Genomic DNA, 25,495 nt, shown 5'->3' with positions numbered 1-25,495 from the left:
CTCAACGCTCCCCGGCGGTCGCCCGGGCGACCGACCGGACCAGGGCCGGGCCCCGGTAGATGAACCCGGTGTAGAGCTGGACCAGGCTCGCGCCGGCGTCGAACATCCGAGCGGCGTCGTCCGGGTCGACGATGCCCCCGACCCCGATCACCGGCAGCCGGCCACCGGTCTCCCGTTGCACGAAGGCGACCACCTCACGGGCACGCCCGGCCAGCGGACGGCCGGACAGGCCGCCGCTCTCCCCACCCCGCGCCCGGTCGGCCACGGCGAGCCCGTCCCGGGCCAGGGTGGTGTTGGTGGCGATCACCCCGGCCGCGCCGCGGTCGAGGCAGACCTCCAGCAGCTCGGCGATGGCCGGCTCGGTGAGGTCCGGGGCGATCTTCACCAGCACCGGCTTCTCCCCCACCAGCGCCGCGAGCAGCGCGTCCAGGTGGGACCGGTCCTGTAGGGACCGCAGGCCCGGGGTGTTCGGCGAGGACACGTTGACCGCGAAGTAGTCCCCGTGCCCCCGCAACGCCCGGTAGGACGCCAGATAGTCCTCGACCGCCTCGTCCAGCGGGGTCACCTTGGACTTGCCGAGCGAGATGCCCAGCGGTACGCCGATCGGCCGGGGCAGCGCCGCGAGCCGGGCCGCCAGGGCCTCGGCGCCGGCGTTGTTGAAGCCCATCCGGTTGACCACGGCCTCGCTCTCGCGCAGCCGGAACAGCCGGGGCCGGGGGTTGCCCGGCTGGGCGTGTGCGGTGACCGTGCCGACCTCGACGAAACCGAAGCCCAGCGCCGGCCAGGCCGGCAACGCGACGCCGTTCTTGTCCATGCCGGCCGCCAGCCCGACCGGGTTCGGGAAGTCCACCCCGAACACGGTGCGCGGCGCCCGCCGGAAGTAGGTGGCCCGCATCCCCGCGAGGATGGCCGGCCGCCGGGACACCGCGGCGAGCCGCGCCAACGTCCACTCGTGCGCCGCCTCCGCGTCCCCGCCCCCCACGCGGAACAACCACGGCCGCACCGCCCGCTCGAACATCACGCCCGCCCTCCCCGCCCCCGGGGGTCGATCATGAAGTTGTTGTCACGACGCGCCGAAGCGGCCGGCAACAACTTCATGATCGACGGGAGCCCGGGGGTCACTCGTTGGCTCGCAGGGCGGCGTGGAGGTCCTGGAGGGGGCGGACGTGCATGTCGCCGCGGATCCGCGCCTCGATGCCCATGACCGCGGCGGCGGCGCCCGGGACGGTGGTGACGCAGGGGATGTCCGCCGTCACCGCCGCGCTGCGGATCTCGTACCCGTCGGAGCGGGCGCTCGCGCCGGAGCCCTGCGGGGTGTTCACCACCAGCGCCACGTCGCCGCCGAGGATCAGCGACACCGCGTCCTCGCCCGCGCCCGACTCGTAGTGCTTGCGGATCTGCTCACAGGCGATGCCGTGCCGGCGCAGCACCTCAGCGGTGCCGGCGGTGGCGACGATCTCGAAACCGAGGTCCGCCAGGCGCTTGATCGGGAAGATCATGCCGCGCTTGTCCCGGTTCGCCACCGAGACGAAGATCTTCCCGGCGGTCGGCAGCGACCCGTACGCCGCCGCCTGCGACTTCGCGAAGGCCTGACCGAAGCCGGTGTCGATGCCCATCACCTCACCGGTGGACTTCATCTCCGGGCCGAGCAGCACGTCGATGCCCTTGCCGGCCGGGGTACGGAAGCGCTTGAACGGCAGCACCGCCTCCTTGACCGCGATCGGGGCGTCGGCCGGCATGGTGCCGCCGTCCCCGGCGGGCGGCAGCATCCCCTCGGCGCGCAGCTCGGCGATGGTGGCACCGAGCGCGATCCGGGCCGCCGCCTTGGCCAGCGGCACGGCGGTGGCCTTGGAGACGAACGGGACCGTCCGGGACGCCCGCGGGTTCGCCTCCAGCACGTACAGCACGTCGTCCTTCAACGCGTACTGGACGTTGAGCAGGCCGCGGACGCCGACCCCACGGGCGATCGCCTCGGTGTAGCGGCGCACCTGTGCCAGGTGGGAGCCGGCCAGGGTGATCGGCGGCAGCGCGCAGGACGAGTCGCCGGAGTGGATACCGGCCTCCTCGATGTGCTCCATCACGCCGCCGAGGTAGACCTCCCCGTCGGCGTCGCAGAGCGCGTCCACGTCGATCTCGATAGCGTCGTCGAGGAAGTGGTCCACCAGCACCGGACGGTCGGGCGAGATGTCGGTGGCCCGGCCGATGTACTCGCGCAGGGTGGCGTCGTCGTAGACGATCTCCATGCCCCGCCCGCCGAGCACGTACGAGGGGCGGACCAGCACCGGGTAACCGATCTCGTCCGCGATCGACTTTGCCTCCTCGAAGGAGGTGGCCATGCCGTGCGCCGGGGCGCGCAGCCCGGCCCGGGCCAGCACCGCGCCGAACGCGCCACGCTCCTCGGCCAGGTGGATCGACTCCGGCGAGGTGCCGACCACCGGCAGGCCGGCATCCTTGAGCCGCTGGGCCAGGCCGAGCGGGGTCTGCCCGCCGAGCTGCACGACCACCCCGACCACGCCCGGCCCGCCGACCGAGCGGCCGGAGGAGTCCTCGGCGTGCCAGACCTCCAGTACGTCCTCGAAGGTCAGCGGCTCGAAGTAGAGCCGGTCGGCGGTGTCGTAGTCCGTGGAGACGGTCTCCGGGTTGCAGTTGACCATGACCGTCTCGTAGCCCACCTCCCGCAGGGCCATGACCGCGTGCACGCACGAGTAGTCGAACTCGATGCCCTGCCCGATCCGGTTCGGCCCGGAGCCCAGGATGATCACCTTCGGCCGCGCCGAGGGCGCCACCTCGGTCTCCTGGTCGTACGTGGAGTAGTGGTACGGGGTGGTCGCCTCGAACTCGGCGGCGCAGGTGTCCACGGTCTTGTAGACCGGGCGTACGCCGAGCCGGTGGCGCAGGGTGCGGACGCCGTCCTCGGCGGCCAGCTCGGGACGGAGCGCGGCGAGCTGGCGGTCGGACAGGCCGGCCCGCTTGGCCCGGCGCAGCAGGTCCACGTCGAGCACCGGGGCGTCGACGATCTCGGCGCGCAGCTCCACCAGCGCGGCGATCTGGTCCAGGAACCAGGGGTCCATCCCGCCCGACGCCTCGGCGACCTCGGCGATCGTCGCGCCGAGCCGCAGCGCCCGCTCGACCGTGTAGAGCCGGCCGTCGTGCGGCATCCGCAGCGCGGCGAGGGTGTTCTCCTTCGTCGCGTCGGTCGGGTCGGGCCGGGTCCAGAAACCGGCCGCCTTCGTCTCCAGCGAGCGCATCGCCTTGTTCAGCGCCTCGGTGAAGTTGCGGCCGAGGCTCATCGCCTCGCCGACCGACTTCATGGTGGTGGTCAGCTCCGGGTCGGCGCCGGGGAACTTCTCGAAGGCGAACCGGGGGATCTTCACCACCACGTAGTCCAGGGTCGGTTCGAACGCCGCCGGGGTCTTCAGGGTGATGTCGTTGGGGATCTCGTCCAGGGTGTAACCGATGGCCAGCTTCGCGGCGATCTTGGCGATCGGGAAGCCGGTGGCCTTCGAGGCCAGCGCCGAGGAACGGGACACCCGGGGGTTCATCTCGATCACGACGATCCGGCCGTCGGCCGGGTTCACCGCGAACTGGATGTTGCAGCCGCCGGTGTCCACCCCGACCTCGCGCAGCACCGCGATGCCGAGATCGCGCAGCCGCTGGTACTCCCGGTCGGTCAGGGTCATGGCCGGGGCGACGGTGACGCTGTCGCCGGTGTGCACGCCCATCGGGTCGACGTTCTCGATCGAGCAGACCACCACCACGTTGTCGTGGCGGTCGCGCATGAGTTCGAGCTCGTACTCCTTCCAGCCGAGCACGCTCTCCTCGATGAGCACCTCGTGCACCGGGCTGGCGGCCAGGCCGGCGCCGGCGATCCGCGCCAGGTCCTCGTCGGTGTGCGCCATGCCGGAGCCGAGGCCACCCATGGTGAACGACGGCCGGATCACCACCGGCAGGCCCAGCTCGGCGACGGTCTCCTCGACCTCGGCCATGGAGTGGCAGACCCGGGAGCGCGGCACCAGCGACGAGGGGTCGGCCAGGCCGAGGCGTACGCCGGCCTTGGCCACGATGTCCTTGAACAGCTGCCGGTCCTCGCCCCGGTTGATCGCCTCGATGTTGGCGCCGATCAGCTCGACGCCGTACTTCTCCAGCACGCCGGCCTCGTGCAGGGCGACCGCGGTGTTCAGCGCGGTCTGCCCGCCCAGGGTGGGCAGCAGCGCGTCGGGGCGTTCCTTGGCGATGACCAGCTCGACGAACTCCGGGGTGATCGGCTCGACGTACGTGGCGTCGGCGAACTCCGGGTCCGTCATGATCGTCGCCGGGTTGGAGTTGACCAGGCTGACCCGGATCCCCTCGCTGCGCAGCACCCGGCAGGCCTGCGTGCCGGAGTAGTCGAACTCGCACGCCTGACCGATCACGATCGGCCCCGAGCCGATCACCAGGACGTGCTTGAGGTCGGTCCGCTTAGGCATTCTTTCCGCCTTCACTGTGATTCGGGTCGCGGGCGACACCGCCCTCGATCAGCTCGGCGAAGCGGTCGAAGAGGTAGTCCGCGTCGTGCGGGCCGGCCGCTGCCTCCGGGTGGTACTGGACGGTGAAGGCGGGCACGTCCATGGCCCGCAGCCCCTCGACCACGTTGTCGTTGAGGCAGACGTGTGACACCTGGACACCGCCGAACTCGGTGTCGATCACCTGGTCGGGGACCACGGCCCCGACCTGCGCGCCCGGCACCTGCACGGCGAAGCCGTGGTTGTGGCTGGTCACCTCGACCTTGCCGGTGACCCGGTCGAGCACCGGCTGGTTGATGCCGCGGTGGCCGTAGCCGAGCTTGTAGGTGCCGAAGCCGAGCGCCCGGCCGAGGATCTGGCTGCCGAAGCAGATGCCGAAGAGCGGGATCCGCCGGGTCAGCACCTCCCGGGCCAGCGCGACCGGACCGTCGGCGGTCGCCGGGTCGCCCGGTCCGGGCGAGAAGAAGACCGCGTCCGCGCCGGTGGCCAGCAGATCCTCGATGGAGGCGGTCGCCGGCAGCACGTGGGTGGTGACCCCGCGCGCCGCCAGTCGGCGCGGCACGTTGCGCTTGATGCCCAGGTCCAGCGCGGCGACCGTGAACCGGTGCTCCCCCTGCGCCTGCACCACGTACGGCTCGGCGGTGGTCACCTCGGCGGAGAGGTCCGCGCCGACCATCTGCGGCGACCGGCGGACCCGCTCCAGGAGGGCGCGCGGGTCGTCGTCAACGCTGGAGATGCCGACCCGCATCGCGCCCCGGTCCCGCAGGTGGCGGGTGAGCGCCCGGGTGTCCACACCGCTGATGCCGACCACGCCCTCGGCGGCGAGCCGGTCCGCCAGGCTGCCGGTGGCCCGCCAGTTGGAGCTGATCCGGGCCGGGTCGCGGACCACGTACCCGGCGACCCAGATCCGGGACGACTCGTCGTCCTCACCGTTGACGCCGGTGTTGCCGATGTGCGGCGCGGTCTGCACCACCACCTGGCGGTGGTACGACGGGTCGGTCAGGGTTTCCTGGTAGCCGGTCATGCCGGTGTTGAAGACCGCCTCGCCGAAGGTCTCCCCGACGCTGCCGTACGCCTCGCCGTGGAACGTGCGCCCGTCCTCGAGTACGAGGATCGCGGGCCTGCGCTTCGCGGTCACTGTGTTTGCCTTTCGTTCGCGACTGCGGGGCTCCGCTCCGCTGCACTCCTCGCGCTCACCGAACAGCCTTTCCGTCCAGGACCGTCGGCTCGCCGCGCAGGAAGGTCGCCACGATGCGACCCGGCAGCGTCATGCGGGCGTACGGGGTGTTGCGACTGCGACTGGCCAGTTCCGCCGGCTCGATGACGCGGCGGGCGGCCGGGTCGACCAGGGTCAGGTTGGCCGGCACGCCGGGGGCCGGGTCGACGCCGTGCCCGTCCAGCCCGGCGATCCGGGCCGGGGTGCGCGACATCCGCTCGGCGATCAGGTCCCACCGCGGGCCGAGCACGTCCAACGCGATGGAGAGCGCCGTCTCCAGGCCGAGCATGCCCGGCCGGGCGTACGCCCACTCGCACTCCTTGTCCTCCACGGCGTGCGGGGCGTGGTCGGTGGCGACGATGTCGATCACGCCCTCCGCGAGGGCGGCCCGGAGCGCGGCCACGTCGCTCGCGGTCCGCAGCGGGGGGTTGACCTTGTAGACCGGGTCGTAGGTCGTGGCCCTCTCGTCGGTGAGCAGCAGGTGGTGCGGGGTCACCTCGGCGGTCACCCGCACCCCGCGCGCCTTGGCGTGCCGCAGCACCGCCACGCTGCCGGCCGTGGAGACGTGGCAGATGTGCAGCCGGCTGCCGACGTGCTCGGCCAGCAGCACGTCCCGGGCGATGATCGCCTCCTCGGCGACCGCCGGCCAGCCGGTCAGGCCGAGCCGGGTGGAGACCTCGCCCTCGTGCATCTGCGCGCCCTCGGTGAGCCGGGGCTCCTCGGCGTGCTGGGCGATGATCCCGTCGAACGCCTTCACGTACTCCAGGGCCCGGCGCATCAGCATCGGGTCGGCGACGCAGTGCCCGTCGTCGGAGAAGATCCGCACCCGGGCCGCCGAGTCGGCCATCGCGCCCAGCTCGGCGAGGCGCTCGCCGGCCAGGCCGACGGTGACCGCGCCGATCGGCTGCACGTCGACCAGCCCGGCCTCCCGGCCGAGCCGCCACACCTGTTCGACCACCCCGGCGGTGTCGGCGACCGGCGAGGTGTTGGCCATCGCACAGACCGCGGTGTAGCCGCCGAGCGCCGCCGCCCGGGAGCCGGACTCGACGGTCTCGGCGTCCTCCCGGCCGGGTTCGCGCAGGTGGGTGTGCAGGTCGACCAGGCCGGGCAGGGCGACCAGGCCGGTGGCGTCGAGCACCGTGGCGTCCGGCGCGGTCAGCCCCGCACCGGTCTCGGCCACGACGCCGTCGCGGATCAGCAGGTCGGTCGGCTCGCCACCCACCACGCTGACGTTCTTGATCAGGTACGCGGTCACCGGTTGTTCCCTCCGAGCAGCAGGTAGAGCACGGCCATCCGCACGGAGACCCCGTTGGCGACCTGTTCGACGATGGTGGAGCGGGGCGAGTCGGCGACCTCGGGCGTGATCTCCATGCCCCGGTTCATCGGGCCGGGGTGCATGACGATCGCGTGCTCGGGCAGCCGGCGCAGGCGCGGCCCGTCCAGCCCGAAACGGCGGGCGTACTCGCGGGCCGAGGGGAAGTAGGAGTCGTTCATCCGCTCCCGCTGCACCCGCAGCATCATCACCACGTCCACACCTGGTAGAACGGCGTCGAGGTCGTACGAGACATCGGTGCCCGGCGCGAGCGCCTGGGGAATGTCGACCGGGATGAGGGTGGGCGGGCCGACCAGGGTGACCTTGGCGCCGAGGGTGGACAGCAGCAGCACGTTGGAGCGGGCCACCCGGGAGTGCAGCACGTCGCCGACGATCGCCACGTGCAGGCCGGCGAGGCGGCCCAGCCGGGAGCGCATCGTGTACGCGTCGAGCAGCGCCTGGGTGGGGTGCTCGTGGGTGCCGTCGCCGGCGTTGACCACGGACCCGTCCACCCAGTTGGCCAGCCGGTGCGGGGCGCCGGAGGCGGGGTGCCGGACGACCACCGCGTCGGCCCCCATCGCCTGGAGGGTCAGCGCGGTGTCCTTCAGGCTCTCGCCCTTGGCGACGCTGGAGCCCTTCGCGGAAAAGTTGATCACATCGGCGCTGAGTCGCTTGGCGGCCGCCTCGAACGAGATCCTGGTCCGGGTGGAGTCCTCGTAAAAGAGGTTCACCACGGTCCGTCCACGCAGCGCGGGCAGCTTCTTGACCTCGCGGCCGGCGACGGTGGCCATCTCGGCCGCGGTGTCCAGGATCTGGGTGGCGGTGGCGGCGTCCAGGTCGGCCCCGGAGAGCAGGTGCCTGATCATGCGGCGGCTCCTGGGTACAGCCGGACCTCGTCGACGCCGTCGGTCTCGGCGAGGGTGACCTTGACGTTCTCGGCCAGCGCGGTGGGGATGTTCTTGCCGACGTAGTCGGCGCGGATCGGCAACTGGCGGTGGCCGCGGTCGACCAGGACGGCGAGTTGCACGGAGGCCGGCCGCCCGACGTCGCTGAGCGCGTCGAGGGCGGCCCGCACGGTACGACCGGAGAAGAGCACGTCGTCGACCAGGATCACCCGGCTGCCGTCGATCCCGCCGCTGGGCAGTTCGGTGGGGCCGACCGCGCGGGTGGCCTGCCGGCGCAGGTCGTCGCGGTAGAGGGTGATGTCGAGCACGCCGACCGGGACGGTCACGTCCTCGAAGGTGCTGATCCGGGCGGCGAGGCGCCTCGCCAGCGGGACGCCGCGGGTGGGTATGCCGAGCAGGACGGTGTCGGCGGCACCCTGGGTCTTCTCCAGGATCTGGTGGGCGATGCGGTCGACCACCCGCGACACGTCCGCTGCGGCGAGGATCACCTTCACCGAGGGTTGTCGCGGCGGCGACGATTGGGCAGCCGGTGGGTAGGCCACGGCGGACCTCCTTCCCCGCCTCACGGGACGGGTCGTTAAAGGATGTCTGGATTTCCGGTGTGGCCGCGTGGGGCCGTACCGGGGCTTCACGCCACGTTACCAGCGGTCACCGGGCCGACCTCCGCCGGCACTGACCCCGGGGTCAGGATGGCAGAAATGCGGATAACCTCCCCCAGGCTCCCCAACGGTAAGGTCACGGCACTTGACCAGGTGTCGCAATCCCCGTACCGTCACGCTCCGTAGCGATAGCTGGGTGAACCCCGAGCAGCACTGGGAGTGTCCGAATGCCCTCTGAATACGCCAAGTCGCTGGGCGCCCGCCTGCGCTCCATCCGCCAGCAGCAGGGTCTGTCCCTGCAGGGTGTGGAGGAGAAGTCGAACGGGCGGTGGAAGGCCGTGGTGGTCGGCTCGTACGAGCGTGGCGACCGCGCCGTCACCGTGTCCCGCCTGGCGGAACTGGCCGAGTTCTACCGCGTTCCCGTCTCGGAGCTGCTGCCCGACGGCAGCGGGGTGCGACACGAGCCCACCAGCAAGATCGTGCTGGACCTGGAGCGCCTCTACGACGACGCCTCCGAGGAACTGGCCTACGTCGCCCGGTACGCCCGCGCCATCCAGCAGCAGCGCGGCGACTACAACGGCCGGGTGCTCTCCATCCGCGCCGACGACCTGCGCGCCCTCGCGATCGTCTACGACGCCTCGCCGTCGGGCCTGATCGAGCGGCTGACCGAGCACGGTGTGCTGGTCGCCGACCCGCGGGCGTTCTTCGCGAACTGACCGCTGTCGCCACGTAAAGGGCCCGTGCCGTCCGGCACGGGCCCTTTACGTGGTCGGTGTGACTCGACTTACGCCGGGTCAGCGGGTGGCGTACTCGGCGATCCGGCCGAGGATGCCGTTGAGGAAGCGCGGCGAGTCGTCGGTCGACATCTGCCGGGCCAGCTCGACGGCCTCACTGATCGCCACCGCGTCGTCGATCTCGTCGATGTAGAGCAGTTCGTACACGGCGATCCGGGCCAGGTTGCGGTCGACCGTCGGCATCCGGTCCAGCGTCCAACCCTCGGCGTAGCTGGCGATCAGCTCGTCGATCCGGTCGAGGTGCGCAGCGACGCCCTCGACCAGGCTCACCGCGTAACCCAGGTGCTCCGGGCGGGGCTTCTCGATCCGTTCGAGGTAGCCGGCCAGCACCTCGACCGGCGGCCGGTCCCGCAGGTCGGCCTCGAACAACACGTCCAGTGCCCGTTTGCGCGCCTTGCGGCGCGCCGGCATCTGCTGCTTGGGACCCTCAGCCATCAGGAGCGGCCGAGGTAACGGCCGTCGCGGGTGTCGACCTTGATCTTCTCGCCGGTGGTGATGAAGAGCGGCACCTGGACGGTCGCGCCGGTCTCGACGGTGGCCGGCTTGTTGCCGCCGGTCGACCGGTCGCCCTGCAGACCCGGTTCGGTGTAGGTGACCTCCAGCACGACGGAGGTCGGCAGCTCGATGTAGAGCGGCACGCCCTCGTGGGTCGCGACGGTCGCCTCGGCCTCGGGGAGGAGGTAGTTGGCCGCCTCGCCGACGGTCCCGCCGGGCACGGTGATCTGGTCGAACGTCTCCAGGTCCATGAAGACGTAATCCTCGCCGTCGGCGTACAGGTATTGCATGGTGCGCTTGTCCACGGTCGCGGTCTCGACCTTGGTGCCCGCGTTGAAGGTCTTGTCGACCACCTTTCCGGACAGCACGTTCTTCAGCGTGGTACGCACGAACGCGCCGCCCTTACCGGGCTTGACGTGCTGGAACTCGACGACTGCCCAGAGCTCGCCGTCGAGGTTGAGTACCATGCCGTTCTTGAGGTCGTTGGTGGTGGCCATTTCCTGCCTTGATCATCAATTGGCGGACAGACCTAGGAATTCTACTAGTAGTGCCAGACCCGATCCGCCGCGCTGCGCGCCCCGCTGATCCGCTGACCGGCGCGACGGGCCGAAAACGTGCCGAACATCACGCAGAGCGACCCTCGACGGCCGCCCGGCTCGCCAGGTGGCGCAGGGCCAGCCGGTAGCCGTCCACGCCGAGGCCGCAGATCACCCCGGTCGCCACGGCGGAGACCACCGAGTGGTGCCGGAACTCCTCCCGGGCGTGGATGTTGGAGATGTGCACCTCGACCAGGGGGGCGCGGAGCATCGCGCAGGCGTCCCGGACCGCGATCGAGTAGTGCGACCAGGCGGCCGGGTTGAGCACCACCGCCGCCCCCTCGTCCGCCGCCTCGTGCAGCCAGCCAAGCAGCTCGTGCTCGGCATCGGTCTGCCGGACCACCACGTCCAGCCCCAACTCCTGGCCGGTCTCCACACACATGCTCACCAGGTCGGCGTAGCTGGTCATCCCGTACACGTCGACCTGGCGGGTGCCGAGCCGCCCCAGGTTCGGCCCGTTGAGCACGTAGACCCTCACCCGGACACCTCCCGGTAGGCGCACGCCAGCAGCTCGTCGGACGGGCCCGCCAGGATCGCCGGGCGGGCCAGCCCGTCCAGCACCACGAAGCGCAGCGTGCTCCCCCGGGCCTTCTTGTCCACCCGCATGGTGGCCAGCAGGCGCTGCCAGGCGTCGGCCCGGTAGCCGGTGGGCAGGCCGAGCAGGCCCAGCACGGCCCGGTGCCGCTCGGCGGTGGCGTCGTCCAGCCGACCGGCGAGCCGGGCCAGGGCGGCCGCGTAGACCAGGCCCACCGCGACGGCGTGACCGTGCCGCCAGCGGTATCCCTCCACCTTCTCGATCGCGTGCGCCAGGGTGTGCCCGTAGTTGAGCACCTCGCGTACCCCGGACTCGCGGAGGTCTCCGGAGACCACGTCCGCCTTGACCCGCACGGCCCGCTCGATCAGCTCCCGCGTGACCGGACCGGTCGGGTCCAGCGCGGCGGCCGGGTCCCGCTCGACCAGGTCGAGGATCACCGGATCGGCGATGAACCCGCACTTGACCACCTCGGCCAGACCGGCGGCCAGGTCGACCGGGGGCAGGCTGTCCAGGGTGGCGAGGTCGCACAGCACCCCGGCCGGCGGGTGGAAGGCGCCGACCAGGTTCTTGCCGGCCGCCGTGTTGATCCCGGTCTTGCCGCCGACCGCGGCGTCGACCATGCCCAGCAGCGAGGTCGCCACCGGCACCCAACGCACCCCGCGCAGCCAGCAGGCCGCCACGAAGCCGGCCAGGTCGGTCACCGCGCCGCCGCCCACCCCGACCACCGCGTCGGTACGGGTGAACCCGGCCTCGCCGAGCCGGTCCCAGCAGGCGGCGGCCACGTCGACGTGCTTGCCGGCCTCGGCGTCGGGCACCTCGATCGGCAGCGGGGCCATCCCGGCCGCGCGCAGCCGCTCGCCGAGCGCATCGGCCAGCGCCTTCAGCGGTGGCGCGTGCAGCACCGCCACCCGGGAGGCGTCGGGCAGTAGCGGGGGCAGCGCGTCGAGCAGGTCACGCCCCACCAGCACGTCGTACGGCCGTTCGCCGCCGACCGGAATGCGGGTCACCTCGTCCATCGCGGGCAGCCTAGTCGAGCGGACAGTTACGGGTGGCGGGTGTCCACAACGTGGCGGGATCGATACGCCTCGCGGGCCCCGTCGCTGCTGCCCGATCGTGAGCTGATCATCGGCCAGCCGGGAACGGGCTTTGACGTCGCCGAGCGCCCTGGACAGTGTCGCCAAGCCCCCTGGACAGTCAGGTTCCCGCTCCCTGTGAACCTGATGTCGTAAACGAATCGCTCTCGGCCGAGCGCGCCTGAATCGTTTGCGTCATCAGGTCCACAGGGAGCGACAAGCAACGTGTTCCAGGCAGCGGCAGGCGCAATGCCGTGAAATTCCCACCGAGGCCGGGCTACGAGCGGGTTTTGGCGTACCCGAGGAATGCGCGCCAGGCCGCGGGACCGAAGGCCAACACGGGCCCCTGCCGATCCTTGCTGTCGCGGACCAGCACCCGACCCGGCAGGTTGTCCGCGACCTCGACGCAGTTGCCACCGCCATCTGCGGACCGGGTCGACGTCCGCCAGCGAGGGCCACCGATGACGATCATGGGGTCACCTTCAGCTTCGTGATCAGATCCAGCGAGGCCCGCTCGGAGAGAGCTTCACCCAGCAGGCTATCCCACTTACGCCGAATCAGACGCAACGCGTCCGGATCGTCCACGACCTGCCCCCGGGCGGCGGTCTCCAGATACAGCACCTGCTCGTCACCGGGCAGGTCCGCCAGAATGAACCCGCTCGCAAGCCCGACATGCGCGCCGACATCATTGGGAATGACGTGGAGCCGGACGTGCGGGAGCCGGGCAAGCTCCAGCAGGTGCCCGAGTTGCGAATCCAGCACCGCAGGGCCGCCGACCGGCCGACGCAGCGCGCTCTCGTCGAGGATGGCGACGAGTTCCGGCGGATCGTCGCGGGTCAGCAGTTGCTGCCGCTCCATCCGTACGCTGACCAACTCGTCGACCTTTTCCGGCGAGTTCAGTCCGCCGGCCGAGATGATCGCGCGGGCGTACTCCTCGGTCTGGAGCAGCCCCGGGATCAGACAGGGCTCGAAGGCGCGCAGCCGTGCGGCTTGCGACTCGTAGGAACGCCACGTGGCGAACCAGCTCGGCGAACGTTCCCGGTCGGCCGCCTCCAGCAGTTCGGCCAGCAGGCCGCCGGTCCCCAGGACCTCGTCCGCCGCGATCGCGAATTCCCGGGTCGGCCTCCGCCGGCCGGTCTCGATCGCCGCGACGGTGGACGGACTCCACTTGACCAGGCTCGCCAGCTGCTCCTGCGAGACGTCCGCACTCGCACGTGCGGCCTTCAGCGCCCGGATCCACATGTCGAAGTCCATCCACCCACCTCACCGGTAAGCGCAGGAATGCGCTTAGTAGTATGCCCCGGCATACTCCACTGTGGGTTGTGGGGACACGCTCAGTGTTTCAGGACCGCCTGAATATCGGCGGCGATCTCCTCCGGGGTGCGCCCGTCGGTGACCACCGTCGCGGTCGCCACCTCCGCGTAGAGCGGGCGGCGTTGCTCCATCAGGTATTTGAGGGTGGCCCGTGGGTTGAGCGCCAGCAACGGGCGGCCGGCGCCCAGGCCGATGCGCTTCACCGCGTCGGGCAACTCCACCGACAGGTGCACGACGGTGTGCCCGACCAGCGCGGCGCGGGTCTCCTCGGCGAGGACCGCGCCGCCGCCGAGGGCGAGCACGCCCGGATGCGAGGCCAGCGCCGCCGCCACCGCCGCCCGTTCGAGGGTACGGAAATGCTCCTCCCCCTCGTCCACGAAGATCTCCGGGATGGGCTTGCCGGCCATCTCCTCGATGTCGGTGTCGGTGTCCCGGAACGCGACGCCGAGCGCCGCGGCGAGCGCCTCCCCCACCGTGGTCTTGCCGGAGCCGGGCGCCCCGACCAGCACACAGACCGGCCGGGTGCTCATTTGATCACCAACGCATCGAGGTAGCCGGTCAGGTTCCGGCGCATCTCGGCGATCGAGTCGCCGCCGAACTTCTCCACCGCCGCCTCGGCCAGCACCAGGGCCACCATCGCCTCGGCCACCACCGCCGCGGCCGGCACGGCGCAGACGTCGGAACGCTGGTTGATCGCGGTGGCCGGCTCGCCGGTGGTGACGTCGACCGTGGACAGGGCCCGGTTCAGCGAGGAGATCGGCTTCATCGCCGCCTTCACCCGCAGCGGCTCGCCGGTGGTGATGCCGCCCTCCAGCCCCCCGGCCCGGTCGGTCACCCGCCGTACGCCGGTGGCGGTGGGCATGATCTCGTCGTGCGCCTCGGAGCCCCGCGAGCGGGCCTGCTGCCAGCCGTCGCCGATCTCCACGCCCTTGATCGCCTGAATCGACATCAGCGCGGTGGCCAGCCGGGCGTCGAGCTTGCGGTCCCACTGCACGTGGCTGCCCAGCCCCGGCGGCACCCCGTACGCGAGCACCTCGACCACGCCGCCGAGGGTGTCGGCCGCCTTCTTCGCGGCGTCGACCTCCGCCACCATCCGGGCGCTGGCCTCCGGGTCGAGGCAGCGCAGCGGGTCGGCGTCGATCCGGGCGGCGTCCTCGGGGGTCGGACGCAGGCCGGGCTTGACCGCTACCGGGCCCAACTCCACCACATGGGAGACGATCTCGACGCCGAGCGCCTGCCTCACCAGGGCCTTGGCGACCGTGCCGACGGCGACCCGGGCGGCGGTCTCCCGGGCACTGGCCCGCTCCAGGATCGGGCGGGCGTCGGTGTGGCCGTACTTCTGCATGCCGGCCAGGTCGGCGTGGCCGGGGCGGGGGCGGGTGAGCGGGGCGTTGCGGGCCTGCCCGGCCAGTTCCTCCGGGTCGACCGGGTCGGCGGCCATCACGGTCTGCCACTTGGGCCACTCGGAGTTACCGACCCGGATCGCCACCGGGCTGCCGATCGTCACGCCGTGCCGCAGGCCACCGATGAACTCGACCTCGTCCTGCTCGAACGACATCCGGGCGCCCCGGCCATAGCCGAGCCGGCGGCGGGCCAGCTCACCGGAGATCTCCCCGGTGGTCAGCTCGATGCCGGCGGGCACCCCCTCCAGCAGCGCGACGAGGGCGGGTCCGTGCGATTCACCTGCGGTCAACCAGCGCAACACAACGGTCAGTCTGTCACGCCCGGTGGCCGCTCCGGTGCGCCGCCCGTCCCGTCCCGCCCAGCGGACACGGACGTCCGCAGGACGGAGCGGGCAGTGGTGGCGCGGGGGTCAGCCCGCCCAGTCGAAGGTCATACCCAGCCGGTCGGCGAGGGCCTGGTTGCGCGGCGCGTAGTACCGGGTCAGCTCGGCCCGGACCGCCGGGTCCATGGCGCCGCCGCGCCGGTCGTTGAACACCTCGTACCGGTCGAGCCGGTACGGCGGCAGGCCGAGGAAGTCCAGCACCCGGGCGTACGTGGTGGCCGGTTCCCGGTAGAGGGTCTCGCTGGGCAGGACCAACAACTGCTCCCGGCCGAACCGGTCCAGCCAGGGCGTCAGATGATCCAGGTAGCGGCCCCGGGCCCGGTAGCTGTACCAGTCGTAGGCGTTGCTGACGTACGTCGGGTCGGCGACCAGCCTCTCCCGCTCCCCCGCCGTCCGCTCCTCCTCGGCGGCCAGGGCCGCGGCGAAGCCCAGCGGCTCCACGCCCTCGGCACGCCGCTCCTTCCAGTGCGAGTACGCCCGCTCCACCGGATCCCGCAGCAGGACGATCAGCCTCACCGACGGGACCAGGTCGGCGACCCGCCCCGGGGCCAGCGGGTGGAACATGTACAGCGGCGCGGCCTCCCCCACCCGGGACGGCCCACCGTGCCGGCGCTCCAGCGCCTGCCGTTGCTTCACGGTGGGGAAGTGCGAGCGGTACCACGCCTCGCCCCGGACGAAGTTGTCCTCGAAGTAGTGCGAGGTCTTGGTGTTCCAGGCCGGGAAGAGCCGGGGCACCAGCGGGTGCTCCAGCAGGTAGCGCCAGAGCGAGGTGGTGCCGCCGCGCTTGGTGCCGATGATGAGGAAGTCCGGCAGCGGGCGTCGGTCGCTGGTGCGCTCCCCGTACCGGACCAGGGACTCGCGCACCCCGGTCACGAGCGGCGCGGGTGCCAGCGCCTTCACCCGGTCCCGCAGCGTCGCCATGCGCTCCTCCTCGTCATCGCGGCGTCCACCCCACCAGGGCGGCCCGCAGGCGTCGGCGTACCCGGGGGTGCGGCAGCGGCGCGACGGCGAGCAGCGCCGCGACCCCGAGGGTGAGGGCGAGTCCGGCCACGCCACGGCCGGCCGCCGCCGCCACGGTCCCGGCCACGGCGGCGGTGGCCGACGCCGAGACCAGCGCGACGCGCAGCACCCCCCGCGTGACCAGCGGTTCCCCGACGACCCGGCGGGCGGCCACGGCGGCGACCACGTTCTCCACGGTGATGCCGGCGGCCCAGCACAGCGCCGCGCCGAGTGCGCCGTACGGCGGGATCAACACCGGGGCCAGCCCGACGTTGAGCACCAGACCGGTGGCGGCGGCGAACAGGTGTCGCCCGCTGCTGCCGCTCATCAGCAGCATCGTCTGCACGATGCCGGTACCGGAGTTGACCATCATGGCCCCGGCGAGGACCACCAGGGCGGACGCACCGGCGGTGAAATCCGCGCCGAACAGCAGCAGGAAGCCCGGCGCGAAGATCGCGAGCAGCAGGTACCCCGGCCAGGACAACGCGATGACCACGCTGGTGACCCGCCGGTAGACCATCGCCGCCTCGACGGCGTGGCCCTGACCGAGCAGCCGGGACAGTTGCGGGGCGACGGCCACCCGCAGGCCCTGCATGACGAGCAGCCCGGCGAGGGCGTACCGGCCGACCGCACCGATCACGCCGGCCTCGACCTGGTCGGCGAGTGCGGCGGTGAGCAGCACGGCCAGCCACATGCTGCCGGCGTCGACGGCCGCCGACGCGGCCCTGGGCAGCGCGAACCCCCAGAGCATGCGCCAGTCCCGGCCGGTCGGACGCAGGGTGGCACCGGCGGCGAGGCCGAGCGGCCGGACCAGCAACACCACGCAGACCAGCCCGGCCACCAGCGCGGGGGCGAGCCAGCCGGCGAAGACACCGGTCACCCCCGCGCCGGCGGCGAGCGCGACCAGCACCAGCGCGGGCCGGGCCGCGGGAAGCAGCACGTACTGCACGGCGACCAGGGCGGTTACCGGGCGGACCCCGCGAACGGCGGCGAGCAGCACGGCCAGCGCCACCACGAACGGCAGGCCGGCGAAGGCCAACCGGAACAGGTCGGCGCCGCCGCTCGTACCCGGGTCGAAGAACACCGGCGCCAGCGGCCCGGCCAGGACGACGCCGGCCGCCGCCACGGCCACGGTGAACGACAGCGCCGGCAGCAGCGCGACCGGCAGCAGGCGAGCGGCGTCCCCGTCGCGGCCCGTGGTCCGGCGGGGCAGCGCCCAGACCAGCGCGGTGTCCGCGCCCGCACAGCAGAGCCCGCCCAGCACGGTGACGACACCGATCGCGGTGAACACGGCGCCGGAGCCGGCGGGTCCCAGCCCACGGACGATCAACACGGTCAGCGCGAAGCCGAGCAGTCCGTTGACGGCCGCCCCGACCAGCCCGACCAGCCCGCTGCGGGTACCACGCCGGACCTCGCGTTCGCCGGTGGTGGCGGTGGCCGACGTACCCGGCCCGGTCATGTCGTCCCCTCCCGCCACCGGGTCAACGGGGCCGGCCTGGACAGGCTGGACGGGCCGAGCGGGGCCCGGTTCACCGGCCCGGCGACCGCCGCCAGCCCGGCCCCCACGGCGAAGAAGATCACCGACAGGTTCGGGTCGAGGTAGGCGTAGACCGGGATGACCACCAGCGCGATCACCGGGACGGTGCTCAGCCAGTGCCCGGCCGGCGAGACCGCGACGGCCAGCCGCCGGGCGACCAGCACCAGCCAGGCCAGGAAGACCAGCAGCGCGGGGATGCCGTGGCTGTAGAGAATCTGCCAGAGCAGGCCCTGGGTGCCCAGCGGCTCCTCGGCCAGCGTGGTGTCCACGCTCTTCGGCGCGCCGTGGCCGAGCAGCGGGGAGCGTTCCACCGCCTGCCAGGTCCGCGCGTACAGGTCCATCCGGTCGGCGTTGGTGCCGGTGCTGGCGACTCGCGCGTTGATCATCTCCTGTACCGGGACGACCAGGCTGACGATCCAGACCAGCAGGACCAGCCCGCCGATCGTCACGATCAGCCGCGCGTTGCCCCGGACCAGGGCGCGCAGCGCCAGGTAGAGCAGCCCGGCGCCGAGGCCGACGAACATGCCCCGGTTGAGGGTCAGGAACGCCGGCACCACCGACAGCGGCAGCGACACCCAGAGCGCCACCCGGAACCACCCGGTCCGCACCGAGGTCAGGTACGCCAGCACACACGGGACCAGCAGCGCGTACGCCGTCCCCCAGTTGTTGGTGTACGGGTACGGCGCGGTGGGGCGGTAGATCGGCGCCCGGGACAGCGGGTTGAACTCGTTCGCGTGGACGTGGGTCAGCGCCTGGAGGTAGCGCTCACCGGCCACCCCGCCCGGCAGGGCCATCTCCACCGGCGTGGTCAGCGCGAAGGTGGGCACGAGCACCGCCAGCCAGCCCAGCGCCACGATGCCCAGCCAGTACCAGCCGAGCGGGCGCAGCACCCGGTCCCACGAGGTCTGCTCGCGGACCAGGGTGTACACGTACACGCCGACCACCAGGGCGGTCACCAGGAAGCCGTAGCGCAGCCCGAAGGTCAGGTAGGCGGTGGCCCGGTCCAGCCGGGTGGCGCTGAGCAGCACCAGGACGAGGAAGACCAGCCAGCAGGCGGTGCCGGTGGGCAGCGGCACCCGGCCGCGGGCCACCAGCAGGGCGAGCAGGACGACCCCGAACACCGACCAGCCGAGGTAGAAGGCGCCGAGCGCCCACCAGAGCGGCACCAGCGCGAACATCGCCGTCAGCGGCCAGACGGGTAACGGCCGCGGGCCGCCCCTCCGGCCACCGGCCGCCGGCCACGCGGCGGTCCCGGCCGCTGGGTCAGACACCCCGCCCCGTCCGCTGGGCCAGCCGGAGCACCCGCTCCCCGGAGAGCAGACCGAGCACCACCGGCACGGTCACCAGCACCCGCTTCTCCCAGGGGTTGAGCCGGAGCACCCGGCCCAGCTCCCGCACCGCCTCCCGGCGCCGCCGGCCGGAGGCGAGGGCGAAGGCGATCTGCCCGTGCAGCCGGGCCAGTCCGGTCCGGCTGCCGGCCAGTTCGGGGTGCTTGTCGATCAGGTAGCGGGTGGCCTCGACGATCGTCGCCCAGCGGCCGAAGAAGAACGAGCCGCCGTGCCAGTCCACCACCACCAGTACCTCGGGCACGATGACCACCGGTCCCCGCGCGGCGATCCGCAGCAGCCACTCGTAGTCCTCGCCGTAGCCGCCGGGCAGTTCCTCGTCGACCGGGCCGACCGCGTCCCAGGTGGCGCGAGGCAACAGGATGGTGCTGGAGTGCACCTCCATGATCCGGTCCTCGACGAAGTCGGCGAGGGTCACCTCGCCGACTTCGAGCCGCCGTTCCCTGGCGACGCCCGGGCCCGCCAGCCGGATGCCGCAGCTGACGGCGGCGGCGTCCGGGCGGGCGGTCAGCAACTCCACCTGCCGGCGCAGCTTGCCGGGCAGCCAGTGGTCGTCGTCGTCGCAGAAGGCCAGCAGGTCGTGGGACGCCTCGGTGGCGCCGGTGTTGCGGCCGCCGGGCAGCCCCCGGGAGTGGCTGTTGTGGACGTGGCGCAGCGTCCGGCCGGCCGGCACCGGCAGGTCCAGCGGCCGGACGTCGGTGTGGTCGTAGACCACCAGGCATTCCACCGGGCCGGGGTAGTCCTGGTCGAGCACCGCGCCGACGGCCCGTTCCAGCAGCCCCGGGCGGTCCCGGGTGGCGACCACCACGGTCACCGCCGGGTACGCCCCGGCCGGCCGGCCCCGCTCAGTCACGGCCCCCTCCGGTCAGCACGAATCCGAACGGCTCCACCCCGACCGAGCGCAGCCGCTCCACGAGTCGGGCCAGCTGCGGCAGGCGGGTCCGGTCCCGGGCGACCACCAGCACCGCGCGTCCCTCCCGGGCGGCCCGTACGCCCCGCTCGTCGTCGAGTGCGGGCGGCGCGTCGAGCAGGGTGAGGCCGTCGCCTGCCGGCGGGGCGTCGAGTGGGACGAGCCGGATCGTGCCGGCGCCGATCCACAGCCCCTGCCCACCGGTGCGGGAGGGGGCAGCGCCCGCCGCCGGCCGGGCGGCCAGCGAGTCCCGGGCCGGGTCCGCGGTGGCGGTGGACCGGTACGCCGCGCCGTTCCCGGTGCCTGGCGTCGGGAACGGACGCGGCTTGCGTACCTTCGGGATGACCAGGGTCTCCGGCTCATCACCGGCCGGGACGGCGGGGCCACTGACCGGGACGGCGGGGCCGCCGAAGCCGACCGGTGGGGGCGGCCACTGCCGGGGTGGCCTGGCCGGCACCGGCTCCACCGGCGGGTTGCGGTGCTGGGCGTCCAGCAGCAGCGGGCGGATCCGGCCCAGACTCTCCGGGGTGACCCCGAGCCACACCTCGTGGCCACGGCCGGCGAGCACCACGGCAAGCCCGGCGCTCACCTGCTCGCGTCCCTCGTCGGCGGCGGCGGAGAGCACCACCAGCGGGCCACGGTCCGGGCCGTCCACCCAACGGGCCAGCGCCAGCGCCAGGTAGCGCAGGTCGGCCTCGTCGGGCTGGCCGCCCCGGGCGCGGCGGACGGTGCCGAGCAGCGGTGCGCCGATCGCCGACACCGCCTCGCTGGTGGTCCGCAGCCGCCGGTCCAGGGATTCCCGGACGAACGCCGCCAGCCCGCCGAGCAGCAGCCCGCCGAGCAGGCCACCGAGGATGATCAGCGGGGCGGCGTCCCGGCTGGAGGGGACCGGCGCGCGGGCGGCGCTGGTGATCGAGCCGGGGCTGAGGTCCGCAGAGGCGATCTTGGAGCGTTGCTCGGCCAGCGTGGCGAGCTGGTCGTTGAGCGCCCGCAACTGGTCCAGCAGGGCGCTGGTCCGTGGCGACGGGTTCGCCGTCGACTGGTTGGTGGGCAGCGACCGCTGTGTGGTGGCGCGCTGGGCGGTCACCACCGCGATGGTGTCGTCGTACGACTTCAGCACCGCCGTACGCTGGTTCTCGTAGATGCCTCGGCGCAGGTCCAGGTACGCCTGAGCCGCCCCGTTGGCGCCGTCGACCGCCTCCCGCTCGCTGTGCGCCGAGTACTCGAAGCGGATCACCTGGCCGCCGACCGGGGCCTCCACCTGGAGCGCGTCGGCCACGTCCTCGGCCTGCCGGCCGGTGATGCCGGCGACCTTGTCGATGACCTCGTTGCTGGTCGCGATCCCGCTCTCGGCTGTCATGTTCACCGCCCGGTCGGCACCGCCGGAGGGCACCGAGAACGGGTCGGTGACCACCGGGCGGACCACCACGGCAGTGGTCGCGGTGAAGCTCGCCGGCAGCACGAACAGGTAGACCAGGACGGCCGCCAGCACCGACGCCGCCACGGCGAGCACCGCCCGCCAGCGTCGCAACGGGATACGGGCCAGCTCGGCGAGGCCGACGGGGTGCTGCCGGGCGGCGACGTCGGTCACGTCCATCGGTCAGGTCCTCGCGCGATGTGGGGTGGGAGTTCGACCAGCGTCCATGTGGTGTCGGACCTTCAGGAGGTGGCGAAGAAGAGCGTCTTGCTCGACCAGTTCACCGCGCCGCCGGCTGGCGCGAGCTGCACCGCGGCAGCGCCGTCCACCGCCGAGGCGTTGAACGGCACCGAGCGCAGCGAGCCGTCCGTCCAGCCGTATACGATCTTGCCGTTCACCCAGGCCATACCGCGCACGCTGCCCCAGGCCAGCCCGGTGCTGGGCAGGGTGAACTCGGTGCAGCCGACGATGTAGCCGTCCGGCTCCAGGTAGCGGTAGAACAGGCTGTTCGTGCCGGACCTGGTGTAGTACATCCGGCCGTCGAGATAGAAGGCGCCGTTCATCGTCGCCGGTTTGAACCAGTCGTTGTAGCCGCTGCTGACCCAGGGCGCGCCGACCGAGCCGCCCGAGAAGATCGACACATCGAGGTAGCTGCCGTTCGGCGCGCCCGCGTCGGTCTTCGACCAGTAGAGCTTGTTGCCGATCGAGAACGACGCCCCGGCGGCGGTGAGGTTCGGCTGGGTGGTGCTGACCGGGGTGCCGAGGGTGGTCCCGTTGAACGGCACCCTGGTCGCCTGCCCGTCCGAAGAGGAGAGGTAGAGATAGCCGGACGCCGCGGACGGCGCGTTGGTCGCCGCGACCGTACGACCGCCGGAGAGCGGGAACAGGCCCATCCGGCCGTGGTACTCGTTGCCGAGGCCGTCGGAGTCGAATCCGGCGTAGAGGCCGGTGCTGCCGCGCCACAGCTCCCAGACGATCGGGCCCCAGGCGGTGGTGCCCGAGGGTGCGCCGGAGCGGGTCGGATTCCAGACCAGCGGCAGGCCGTTGATCGGGTCGAGGGCGCCCAGGCCGTACCGGTTGATCGCGCCGGCGCCGGCCGTGTCGCTGCCGTTGGCGTTGTTCAGCCAGCGGAAGTGGCCGCCCACGTAGACCACGTTGTCGGTGACCTCGACCGAGGTCACCGAGTCGGTGCCGGTGTAGTCGACCCAGGTGGCGTCGATGCCGGCACCCCGGTCGGCGGTCTCGAACCGGGCGATCGCGTCGCAGTACGCCCCGTCGCCCCGGCCGCCGTCGGCGATGACGACGAAGTAGGTGCCGTCGTCGGAGAAGTCGACGTCCCGGGCGTAGAAGGGAAACGACGCGTTGTAGCAGGGCGCCACGTACCGCTGGGTGCTCCAGTTCGCCACCGCCGGGGTGTTGGCCAGGTCCACCATCACGACCTGGTTTCGGGCCTGCCCGTTGACCTGCGTGAAGTTGCCGACCGCGACGAGCGTCCGGTGGTCCGGCGAGACCGCGAGGCTCCAGACCAGTTCGCTGCTGTACCGGGCGACGCTGGCGTCGATCTGGAACGTCGGGTCGATCTCGCCGGTGCTGGCGTTCAGCCGGGCGAGCAGGGAGTGCTGGGTGCCGTTGATCCAGTGGAACGCGCCGCCGAGGTAGAGCTGGTTGCCGACCACGATGGTACGCCGGACCAGGCCGCCGTCGCCGCGTCCGACCCAGCTGGTCACGGTGGCGCCGGTGATCGGGTCCAGCTCGACCAGGTTTTTACGGCTGACCCCGTTGACGTTGGCGAAGGCGCCGCCGACGATGAGCTTGCCGTCGGGGCTGACCGCGAGGGCGTGCACCGCGCCGTCCAGCACCGGGGCGAAGCCCGTCTTCAGCGCGCCCGTCGCGCGGTCGTACGCGAAGAGGTAGTTGCGGGCGGTCCAGCCGGCGTCGGCCGCCGCCTTCACGGAGGTGAACGACCCACCCACGTAGACGGTGCCGCCGATCTCGGCGAACGCCTTGGTGTCACCGTTCTGTGCGTGCGGGATGTCATCCGCCGGGTTCGCCGAGGTGAGCGTGCTGGTGACCGGGGTGAGGCCCGCCGCGCGGGCCGGCGCGGCGAACAGCCCGACGGCGAGCACCGGCACGGCGAGGGCGGCCAGCCACCGCCGCCGTCCCGGTCGAGACGTTCTGTCAAGCACTGGCGCCTCCCAGAGAGGTTGTGAGATCACGGGTTGTGGATGCTCCTCATGCCGCCGCCGTCCACCGGAACGGCGCGACGGTCCCGGTCACCGCGACCCGCCAGGCGGTCGACTCCACCAGGTCCTCGACGGTCACCGCGTCAGCCTCCCTGGCCAGGACCAGGCCCCGGCGGTCCAGTTGCCGAGCGAGTCCGACCTGGTGGTCGTCGACGTGCTCGGCGTACCGCCGGCGACGCGGCACGCAGACGGCCCGCCGGCCGGCCCGCAGGGCGGCCAGCGCGCAGCCGACCCCCGCGTGGGTCACCACCACGTCCGCCTCCCGCATCGCCTGGTGCAGCTCCGCGTACGGGACCTGGGCGCGGGCGCCGGCCGGCATCCGGGGGATGCGGGTCGACCCGACCTGCCAGAGCACGTCCGCCTCCGGCGGCACCACCTCGACCAGGCGGGCCAGCAGGCGGGGGAAGGCGAAGCGCCGGTGGGCGCCGAGGGCGACGACGATCCGGGACACCGGCCGGGTGCGGGCCTGCCGAACCGGCTGGTAGCCGTCGAAGACCGTGCCGCCGTAGCGCCACCGCGCGTCGGCCCAACCCGGATGCTGGGTGTAGAGCCCCGTGCCCGGCACCCGGGCGACCAGGCGGCCGGTGAGCGAGGGCCCGTCGGTCCGGGTCGCGCTCTCGATGTAGTGGCACTCCAGGCCCCGGCGGCTGGCCGGGACGAAGAACGACATGGCCACGCTGGCACCGGTGCTGACCACCCGGGTGAACCGCCCGCCCCGCAACACGCGGCGGGCGGCAAGCAGGTCGCGGATCGCGCCGACGGCGTCCCGGGTGGTCGCGGGCGGGACGTGGATGACCTCCTGACCGTCCAGCAGGGACCGGCTCTGCGGCGAGTCGAAAGTCGCCCAGACGCAGTCGTCCGGCAGACCCAGCCGAGGCCGCAGGTCGTACAACTCGGCGAGATGCCCACCGGTGGAGGCGACGAGAAGGGTGGTCACATCGTGGCCCGACTTCCGTGCGAGGGGTGGCAGGGGACGGTGTCGCGGGGTCAGCTGCTGGCGGTCACCTGCTCTCGCGGCGCGGGGACGGGACGGTCCGTTGCGGGCAGGACCCGCCCCTCGGCCACCAGTACGGCGAGCACCATGACGCCGGTGAGCAGGGTGCCGAAGACCCAGCCCCCGAGCACGTCGGTGAACCAGTGCTTCTCGGCATAGACGCGGGTGTAGCCCTCTACCGAGACCAGCACGGCCAGCGCGGTGACCAGACCGACCCGGACCTGGCGGGGAATACGCCAGGTGAGCGCGGTGAGCACCAGGACGGTGCCGAAGGTCATCAACACCCGGGCGCAGCCGCCGGACGGATAGGTGCCCAGGTCCGTCGGGGGGTGGCCACGGTCCACCACCCGCTTGAGGATCTCCTGAACGTACTGCTCGACGATGAACTGCAGCGGCAGCGCGACCAGTGGAAGCCACCGGCGCCGGCCACGCCGGACGACGGCGAGCGCGACGGCGGCCAGCACGGTGACCCAGGCAAGCGGGTACCGGTCGCCGATCGCGGTGACGAAGGCCGTGACCTCGGTCCACGGCTCGACCTGCCGGGCGTGCACATAGTCGAACACCGGTTGGTCGACGCGGGATTCGAGCCGGGACAGGGCCTCGCCGAGCGGCCAGCAGACGGCGACGACCAGAGCCGAGCCGGCGAGCAGCACGGTCACGGCGGCACCGAGCCGGCCGAACGCGACGGTGAGCCCGGCGACGGCGACACGCAACCGCTGGGTCGCCCGGCTCGCGGCCACGACCGGCACCCACCTGCTGGCCAGCCACGGCACGAGAGCGGCCGGCACGAGCACGGCGAGGACCGCGCAGGCATAGCTGAGCGTCATCACCGGCCCGCACCAGCCGTCCCGGGCTGCGTGGCGCGCAGCGCGCTCATCGGTTCCCATGCCCTGCCAGCCACCGGCTGGACCTCCCCGCACCT

General features: G+C 72.6%; 23 protein-coding genes. 1 reads left to right on the top strand and 22 read right to left on the bottom strand.

Annotated features, from left to right (window positions below; translation table 11 throughout):
* Position 1 precedes the first annotated feature (1 nt).
* The 6 genes from GA0070604_RS09765 to pyrR all read right to left on the bottom strand — a co-directional run bounded on the left by GA0070604_RS09765 (position 2) and on the right by pyrR (position 8,477).
* Complete coding sequence (locus GA0070604_RS09765; RefSeq protein WP_091117549.1) at positions 2 to 1,021, bottom strand: quinone-dependent dihydroorotate dehydrogenase; 1,020 nt, start codon at positions 1,019 to 1,021, stop codon at positions 2 to 4.
* 97 nt (positions 1,022 to 1,118) lie between these two features.
* Positions 1,119 to 4,466 carry a carbamoyl-phosphate synthase large subunit gene (gene carB / locus GA0070604_RS09760; protein WP_091117546.1) on the bottom strand — a complete coding sequence of 1,116 codons (3,348 nt, stop codon included), beginning with the start codon at positions 4,464 to 4,466 and terminating at the stop codon, positions 1,119 to 1,121.
* Entirely contained in the window at positions 4,459 to 5,640 is a 1,182-nt protein-coding gene (carA, locus tag GA0070604_RS09755) for a glutamine-hydrolyzing carbamoyl-phosphate synthase small subunit (protein ID WP_091117543.1), read from the bottom strand. Before carA ends, carB begins: the two co-directional genes overlap by 8 nt.
* Before the next feature lie 55 nt (positions 5,641 to 5,695).
* Positions 5,696 to 6,973, bottom strand: a complete 1,278-nt coding sequence (locus GA0070604_RS09750; RefSeq protein ID WP_091117540.1) for a dihydroorotase — start codon at positions 6,971 to 6,973, stop codon at positions 5,696 to 5,698.
* The gene (locus GA0070604_RS09745; RefSeq protein WP_091117537.1) at positions 6,970 to 7,896 is read right to left on the bottom strand and encodes an aspartate carbamoyltransferase catalytic subunit; all 927 of its coding nucleotides are present in this window, start codon (positions 7,894 to 7,896) and stop codon (positions 6,970 to 6,972) included. Before GA0070604_RS09745 ends, GA0070604_RS09750 begins: the two co-directional genes overlap by 4 nt.
* Entirely contained in the window at positions 7,893 to 8,477 is a 585-nt protein-coding gene (gene pyrR, locus GA0070604_RS09740) for a bifunctional pyr operon transcriptional regulator/uracil phosphoribosyltransferase PyrR (protein ID WP_091117534.1), read from the bottom strand. The genes GA0070604_RS09745 and pyrR overlap by 4 nt, the downstream gene beginning before the upstream one ends.
* A gap of 284 nt (positions 8,478 to 8,761) precedes the next feature.
* Between pyrR and bldD the strand changes: the two genes are divergently transcribed.
* On the top strand, positions 8,762 to 9,250 hold the full coding sequence (gene bldD, locus GA0070604_RS09735; RefSeq protein WP_091117532.1) for a transcriptional regulator BldD: 489 nt from the start codon (positions 8,762 to 8,764) through the stop codon (positions 9,248 to 9,250).
* Positions 9,251 to 9,328: 78 nt separating this feature from the next.
* Here the strand turns inward: bldD and nusB are convergent, their stop codons facing one another.
* The 16 genes from nusB to GA0070604_RS09655 all read right to left on the bottom strand — a co-directional run bounded on the left by nusB (position 9,329) and on the right by GA0070604_RS09655 (position 25,400).
* The gene (nusB, locus tag GA0070604_RS09730; RefSeq protein ID WP_208602248.1) at positions 9,329 to 9,739 is read right to left on the bottom strand and encodes a transcription antitermination factor NusB; all 411 of its coding nucleotides are present in this window, start codon (positions 9,737 to 9,739) and stop codon (positions 9,329 to 9,331) included.
* Between the two features lie 23 nt (positions 9,740 to 9,762).
* Positions 9,763 to 10,320, bottom strand: a complete 558-nt coding sequence (gene efp, locus GA0070604_RS09725) for an elongation factor P (protein ID WP_091117526.1) — start codon at positions 10,318 to 10,320, stop codon at positions 9,763 to 9,765.
* Between the two features lie 127 nt (positions 10,321 to 10,447).
* Complete coding sequence (aroQ, locus tag GA0070604_RS09720) at positions 10,448 to 10,897, bottom strand: type II 3-dehydroquinate dehydratase (RefSeq protein ID WP_091117524.1); 450 nt, start codon at positions 10,895 to 10,897, stop codon at positions 10,448 to 10,450.
* Positions 10,894 to 11,970: a 3-dehydroquinate synthase gene (gene aroB / locus GA0070604_RS09715; RefSeq protein WP_091117521.1), complete on the bottom strand. Its 1,077-nt coding sequence runs from the start codon at positions 11,968 to 11,970 to the stop codon at positions 10,894 to 10,896. The genes aroQ and aroB overlap by 4 nt, the downstream gene beginning before the upstream one ends.
* A gap of 334 nt (positions 11,971 to 12,304) precedes the next feature.
* Positions 12,305 to 12,499, bottom strand: a complete 195-nt coding sequence (locus tag GA0070604_RS09710; RefSeq protein ID WP_091117518.1) for a DUF397 domain-containing protein — start codon at positions 12,497 to 12,499, stop codon at positions 12,305 to 12,307.
* A complete protein-coding gene (locus GA0070604_RS09705) occupies positions 12,496 to 13,281 on the bottom strand; it encodes a helix-turn-helix domain-containing protein (protein ID WP_091117516.1) in 786 nt (261 codons plus the stop codon). Before GA0070604_RS09705 ends, GA0070604_RS09710 begins: the two co-directional genes overlap by 4 nt.
* A gap of 80 nt (positions 13,282 to 13,361) precedes the next feature.
* Complete coding sequence (locus GA0070604_RS09700; RefSeq protein WP_091117514.1) at positions 13,362 to 13,871, bottom strand: shikimate kinase; 510 nt, start codon at positions 13,869 to 13,871, stop codon at positions 13,362 to 13,364.
* Positions 13,868 to 15,046: a chorismate synthase gene (gene aroC / locus GA0070604_RS09695; RefSeq protein WP_091117512.1), complete on the bottom strand. Its 1,179-nt coding sequence runs from the start codon at positions 15,044 to 15,046 to the stop codon at positions 13,868 to 13,870. The genes GA0070604_RS09700 and aroC overlap by 4 nt, the downstream gene beginning before the upstream one ends.
* 108 nt (positions 15,047 to 15,154) lie before the next feature.
* A complete protein-coding gene (locus tag GA0070604_RS09690; protein WP_091117510.1) occupies positions 15,155 to 16,048 on the bottom strand; it encodes a sulfotransferase domain-containing protein in 894 nt (297 codons plus the stop codon).
* A gap of 13 nt (positions 16,049 to 16,061) precedes the next feature.
* Positions 16,062 to 17,585, bottom strand: coding sequence for an MATE family efflux transporter (locus GA0070604_RS09685; RefSeq protein WP_091127006.1), 1,524 nt, complete (start codon positions 17,583 to 17,585; stop codon positions 16,062 to 16,064).
* Positions 17,582 to 18,841, bottom strand: a complete 1,260-nt coding sequence (locus tag GA0070604_RS09680) for an O-antigen ligase family protein (RefSeq protein ID WP_208601998.1) — start codon at positions 18,839 to 18,841, stop codon at positions 17,582 to 17,584. The genes GA0070604_RS09685 and GA0070604_RS09680 overlap by 4 nt, the downstream gene beginning before the upstream one ends.
* 85 nt (positions 18,842 to 18,926) lie before the next feature.
* A complete protein-coding gene (locus tag GA0070604_RS09675; protein WP_091117508.1) occupies positions 18,927 to 19,862 on the bottom strand; it encodes a glycosyltransferase family 2 protein in 936 nt (311 codons plus the stop codon).
* Positions 19,855 to 21,516 (bottom strand): hypothetical protein, encoded by a 1,662-nt coding sequence (locus GA0070604_RS09670; RefSeq protein WP_091117505.1) that lies wholly within the window; start codon positions 21,514 to 21,516, stop codon positions 19,855 to 19,857. Before GA0070604_RS09670 ends, GA0070604_RS09675 begins: the two co-directional genes overlap by 8 nt.
* A 62-nt stretch (positions 21,517 to 21,578) precedes the next feature.
* On the bottom strand, positions 21,579 to 23,483 hold the full coding sequence (locus GA0070604_RS09665; RefSeq protein WP_091127005.1) for a delta-60 repeat domain-containing protein: 1,905 nt from the start codon (positions 23,481 to 23,483) through the stop codon (positions 21,579 to 21,581).
* Between the two features lie 85 nt (positions 23,484 to 23,568).
* Entirely contained in the window at positions 23,569 to 24,516 is a 948-nt protein-coding gene (locus tag GA0070604_RS09660; protein WP_091117501.1) for a glycosyltransferase, read from the bottom strand.
* Positions 24,517 to 24,566: 50 nt separating this feature from the next.
* Positions 24,567 to 25,400 (bottom strand): phosphatase PAP2 family protein, encoded by an 834-nt coding sequence (locus GA0070604_RS09655; protein ID WP_167363418.1) that lies wholly within the window; start codon positions 25,398 to 25,400, stop codon positions 24,567 to 24,569.
* Positions 25,401 to 25,495: the final 95 nt, after the last annotated feature.

Origin of the sequence: Micromonospora eburnea (genome assembly GCF_900090225.1) — a bacterium.
GTDB classification, from domain to species: domain Bacteria; phylum Actinomycetota; class Actinomycetes; order Mycobacteriales; family Micromonosporaceae; genus Micromonospora; species Micromonospora eburnea.
The sequence above is the reverse complement of the archived record's forward strand: the minus strand, read 5'-3'. Positions and strand labels throughout refer to the sequence as shown.

Bases quoted from the DNA above. Each gene is read 5' to 3' on its own strand.
- carB (WP_091117546.1), bottom strand. From the start codon at position 4,466: ATGCCTAAGCGGACCGACCTCAAGCACGTCCTGGTGATCGGCTCGGGG.
- GA0070604_RS09745 (WP_091117537.1), bottom strand. From the start codon at position 7,896: ATGATCAGGCACCTGCTCTCCGGGGCCGACCTGGACGCCGCCACCGCC.
- bldD (WP_091117532.1), top strand. From the start codon at position 8,762: ATGCCCTCTGAATACGCCAAGTCGCTGGGCGCCCGCCTGCGCTCCATC.
- nusB (WP_208602248.1), bottom strand. From the start codon at position 9,739: ATGCCGGCGCGCCGCAAGGCGCGCAAACGGGCACTGGACGTGTTGTTC.
- efp (WP_091117526.1), bottom strand. From the start codon at position 10,320: ATGGCCACCACCAACGACCTCAAGAACGGCATGGTACTCAACCTCGAC.
- aroB (WP_091117521.1), bottom strand. From the start codon at position 11,970: ATGGACGAGGTGACCCGCATTCCGGTCGGCGGCGAACGGCCGTACGAC.
- GA0070604_RS09710 (WP_091117518.1), bottom strand. From the start codon at position 12,499: ATGATCGTCATCGGTGGCCCTCGCTGGCGGACGTCGACCCGGTCCGCA.
- GA0070604_RS09705 (WP_091117516.1), bottom strand. From the start codon at position 13,281: ATGGACTTCGACATGTGGATCCGGGCGCTGAAGGCCGCACGTGCGAGT.
- GA0070604_RS09700 (WP_091117514.1), bottom strand. From the start codon at position 13,871: ATGAGCACCCGGCCGGTCTGTGTGCTGGTCGGGGCGCCCGGCTCCGGC.
- GA0070604_RS09690 (WP_091117510.1), bottom strand. From the start codon at position 16,048: ATGGCGACGCTGCGGGACCGGGTGAAGGCGCTGGCACCCGCGCCGCTC.
- GA0070604_RS09685 (WP_091127006.1), bottom strand. From the start codon at position 17,585: ATGACCGGGCCGGGTACGTCGGCCACCGCCACCACCGGCGAACGCGAG.
- GA0070604_RS09680 (WP_208601998.1), bottom strand. From the start codon at position 18,841: ATGTTCGCGCTGGTGCCGCTCTGGTGGGCGCTCGGCGCCTTCTACCTC.
- GA0070604_RS09670 (WP_091117505.1), bottom strand. From the start codon at position 21,516: ATGGACGTGACCGACGTCGCCGCCCGGCAGCACCCCGTCGGCCTCGCC.
- GA0070604_RS09655 (WP_167363418.1), bottom strand. From the start codon at position 25,400: ATGACGCTCAGCTATGCCTGCGCGGTCCTCGCCGTGCTCGTGCCGGCC.